This is a genomic window from Stygiolobus sp. CP850M (assembly GCF_037389425.1).
Lineage (GTDB): Archaea > Thermoproteota > Thermoprotei_A > Sulfolobales > Sulfolobaceae > Stygiolobus.
In genome coordinates this window covers 1-3,681 of the sequence record NZ_JBBHKR010000010.1, presented here as the reverse complement: position 1 = coordinate 3,681, position 3,681 = coordinate 1, and the positions used below count along the sequence as shown (strand labels likewise).

3 protein-coding genes and 1 pseudogene are annotated in these 3,681 nt (G+C 33.7%); 2 read left to right on the top strand and 2 right to left on the bottom strand.

From position 1 onward, the window contains the following. Positions 1-597, top strand: a pseudogene (locus WIW89_RS00340) (type III-B CRISPR-associated protein Cas10/Cmr2); the annotation flags it as partial. Then, a complete protein-coding gene (gene cmr3, locus WIW89_RS00335) occupies positions 597-1,547 on the top strand; it encodes a type III-B CRISPR module-associated protein Cmr3 (protein WP_337719311.1) in 951 nt (316 codons plus the stop codon). The pseudogene WIW89_RS00340 and the gene cmr3, both read left to right, overlap by 1 nt. A 249-nt stretch (positions 1,548-1,796) precedes the next feature. Here the strand turns inward: cmr3 and WIW89_RS00330 are convergent, their stop codons facing one another. Then, the gene (locus tag WIW89_RS00330; RefSeq protein WP_337719310.1) at positions 1,797-2,141 is read right to left on the bottom strand and encodes a hypothetical protein; all 345 of its coding nucleotides are present in this window, start codon (positions 2,139-2,141) and stop codon (positions 1,797-1,799) included. 10 nt (positions 2,142-2,151) lie between these two features. Then, positions 2,152-3,240 carry an AAA family ATPase gene (locus WIW89_RS00325; RefSeq protein ID WP_337719309.1) on the bottom strand — a complete coding sequence of 363 codons (1,089 nt, stop codon included), beginning with the start codon at positions 3,238-3,240 and terminating at the stop codon, positions 2,152-2,154. Positions 3,241-3,681 lie beyond the last annotated feature (441 nt).

Genomic DNA, 3,681 nt, shown 5'->3' with positions numbered 1-3,681 from the left:
GGATTTGCTAGAATCAATAATGCTTACTATCCTTCATTACCTATAGTAGGCAGATCGTATTCTGTAATTATAGCACATTATGCCGATCCTCTATTTTTCGTCATAAATGATTCTTATAATATTTTAGAGGAGGGGAAGGAAATGATAAGATATAGAGTCATGTATAACGGAGAATATAAGGACGCTAAGAAGGATGTTGCAATATTTAGATATCAAGGTTTAACATCAGTAATTCCATTATCGTTAAAGAGACCTATAGTTAACTCTGAGAGTGACTTTAATGAAATAGCCTCTATCATAGACTTAATATTAGAATTAAAGAAGAGGATCGATGAGGGTCATATTTCCGTGTCCTTACTTTATGATTATGAGGAGTATAAACACTTAATCGTAGCTAGTGATGAGAAGTATTTAACTGAATTCTTAGTAAAGGATTGGATAAAAAGAAATTCTCTTAGAAAACCCGTTGAGTTTACGGTAGACGAGAAGTTATACGGTGTTAGGTTAACTATTGAAAATTATCCGATTAAAATTCCTAATGACCTAATTTCTAATATTGTTTATACTCTTAGAATAATTTACGGTGGCGAGAAGTGATAAAGAGAGTGTTAATAAAACCATTAGAACCGTTAATGTTTAGAAGTCAGGGGGAATTTGAGCCCTTAATTACCGGTTCCCACACTGCAGCACAGTCTTTAATAATACCAAGACCTTCTACAATTGCCGGAATGTTAGGTTATATATTATTTAACAAGAGTTCTGGGACTGGGGACTGGTTATCGGACTTAACAAATTTGCTAGGTACTATATATGGAACTTTCATAGAGACTAATGGAGAGTGTTTATTTCCTCTCAGAATGGGCAATCATTTAGCTTTAGTAGACCAACAGCATCTTATAAATCTACCTATTTTGCTAAAAAAAGAGTACGAACAACGGGAGAAGGGGATTTATGAACTTTTTTACGATAAAAATAAACTATTCCAGATCATAAATCATCAAGATAGGATAGGAATAAGTATAGATAAAAGTACCAGAATTGTTAAGGAACATTATCTTTACTCAGCTAGATATTTAGCATTTAAGAAGGAGGTTAATTACGTAATATTCATAGATAATGATGCGATAAGCGACAAGATAGATAAGATAAATGGTAAAATAGCGAACTTTGGAGGAGAAAATAGAATAGCTAAGCTTGAAGTCGATGATTATAAAGTGGATACGAGTATTGAAGAAGAGTATTACTTAACACTATCTCCTATCTTAATTCCCGATGAAGCTTTAGATGATTTACTTGATAACATAAGCGATTATGTTAAAATGGGTAAGGTGGATAAGATAAGCTTAGGATTCGATATTGCTAATACTAAAAGAAAAGAGATGCTAACGGCTATTTTAGAGGGTAGTATAGTCAAGAGAAGTATTATTGATTTTATTAAAAAGGAGATTGACAACAATTCGCTAGATAGGTTTACTAAGTATGAAAAAATAGGATACAACACTCTTATGAATCTTTCCAAGTTAGCGTTCAGAAAGATATTAAGCTAATTAATGTTATTACATTCCTACGTTTGTCCCTACACTTTCATCTCACTCCTATCCTTAGAAAGTCTATATATGGAGTGAATTATCAAATATTGGGGATGTCCACAATTAAGGGTCATTCAAGGTTTTCACAATTTTCTGAAAAACTTCTAATTTATAGACCGTATTTAAGTCTATATTTCTTATACGTTTAGGTAAGTCACTCTTTTCATATCTATCATGCGTTCTCAAATATTCTAACGGATTGTTTTCTTATGGTGCTAAGAGGATTTCAATATGAGGATTGAAAACAATGATATAAACTCTATTCATATCTACATCATTTCTTTTTAACATATCTTTTATCCTATTTTCCAGTATTTGGGAGTCTTCATTATCGCTGTCCACAAAGATCATGATTTTGTCGTATCCTTTAAAAATGGAACTTTTTACGATTCTTACTGTCTTTGTAGAGATTATGTTTCCTTTTCCACCTATAGAATGGCAATCTAATTTGATTTCATTTTCTATCTTTTTGTTTTCTTCAAGTTTTCCGATTAATTCAGCGATTGCACTGCAACCGTATTTATCTTCTGTAATTGCTAGAATTATTTTCATTATTTTTCACTTAGTATAATAACCATTCACTTAACAAGATACCGTTCTCAGTCAACTTTTCCTTTAATTTCTGTGGCTCTTGTACTTTAGTAACTTTAGTCTCTCCTCTTTCTTTATCAAGAATTATTATTTCTGAAGGATCCATGAAGTCAATAATTAGTGGTGAATGTGTAGTTGCTATGAACTGTGAGTCGGAATAGCGCATTATATCAACTAGTCTTTCAATGTACTTAAGGTGGAGGGAGTTCTCTATTTCGTCGATAATGATTGTTGACATTTTTAACAGATACGCAGCTACAAGGATTGTCAACATTTTTATAAAACCGTCAGGCACTGATGTGGGCAGTAAAACCAGCTCTTTGTTGTTTTCACTCTTTTCAATGAAATGTAGTCTTATATTTCCGTCCTCAGTGAAAACCGGTCTTAGAGAGATGTTGTTTTCAACTAAGAAATCATAAACTTGTTTAGTCTCATAAATTCTAGACAAGTTATTGATTATCACCTTAACTAACCCGCGACCGTTTTCATCTAACGCTTCTGGGAATGTGAAATGGACTGGAGATACTGCCGTTTGAGGAACTATTCTGAACACTCCTACGTCACTTAGGAAATTCGTCATAAAATTCAAGAGTTCAGGTGGAAGGGTAACAATGAGATTATGTGCTTTAAGAGGTTGTGCAAAAAATAAGTTAAATACACTTAAATTATCAGGAATTGTCATCTCTTTATTTTCATATCTTATTACGTTGCCTCTTCTTTCCATGCTGTAAGAGTCAAAATTTATAATTTCCTCTATTATCAGCAACTTATTTAGCGAAATCTCATAATGGTAATCTTTACCCTTATATTCACCATCGATCTCAAAGGAGATGTCCAAACTCGCATCTTGCATAAATACAACGTTCTTGTAATCTCCCCATCGATTGAAAGGATAAGGCGGGTAAGATAGAGGTCTAATAAGTTGCTTTAGAAAACTAAAAGCGTCGACAAGATTAGTTTTACCAGAACCGTTAGGCCCTACAACGATACTTACTTTCCCAAACTCAAACTCGCTGTCACGGTAACTCTTGAAGTTCTTTATCTTTAATCTTTTTATCACATGATGAAATAAGAAATCTCGTATAAAACTCTTGCTTTGTTGATGACTTTACGCTTTAATATTTTCTGGCATTAAGCTCTAGGGTTTGGGCTTCATAGGATTTCATAATATTTAATATCAATCCTCAGCCCTTGGACTTCACCAGAGTCACGGGGACATTGTCCCCTACACACCGTTTGTCCCTACACTTTCATTTCAATCATTTTATGTTCAATCATGATCGAGTGTAGGGACTTGGCCCTCGACCACAGGTGGGTCATGGGACTCCAACGGTAAGGGGTTCACATCTCCGTAATCTCCCTCACCCTTTTTGCTCACATCGGCGTGAGAGATCATCCTTAATCAATAATTTTTTGTTATAAACAGACAAAAAGATTTTTCATTAACGTGAAAAAAGATTCAGCCTGGATCAAATGCGCATATACTTAATGAGAATATAAA

What these genes read in the sequence shown, in the direction of transcription:
- WIW89_RS00330 (WP_337719310.1), bottom strand. Translation starts at nt 2,141, where the DNA reads ATGAAAATAATTCTAGCAATTACAGAAGATAAATACGGTTGCAGTGCA.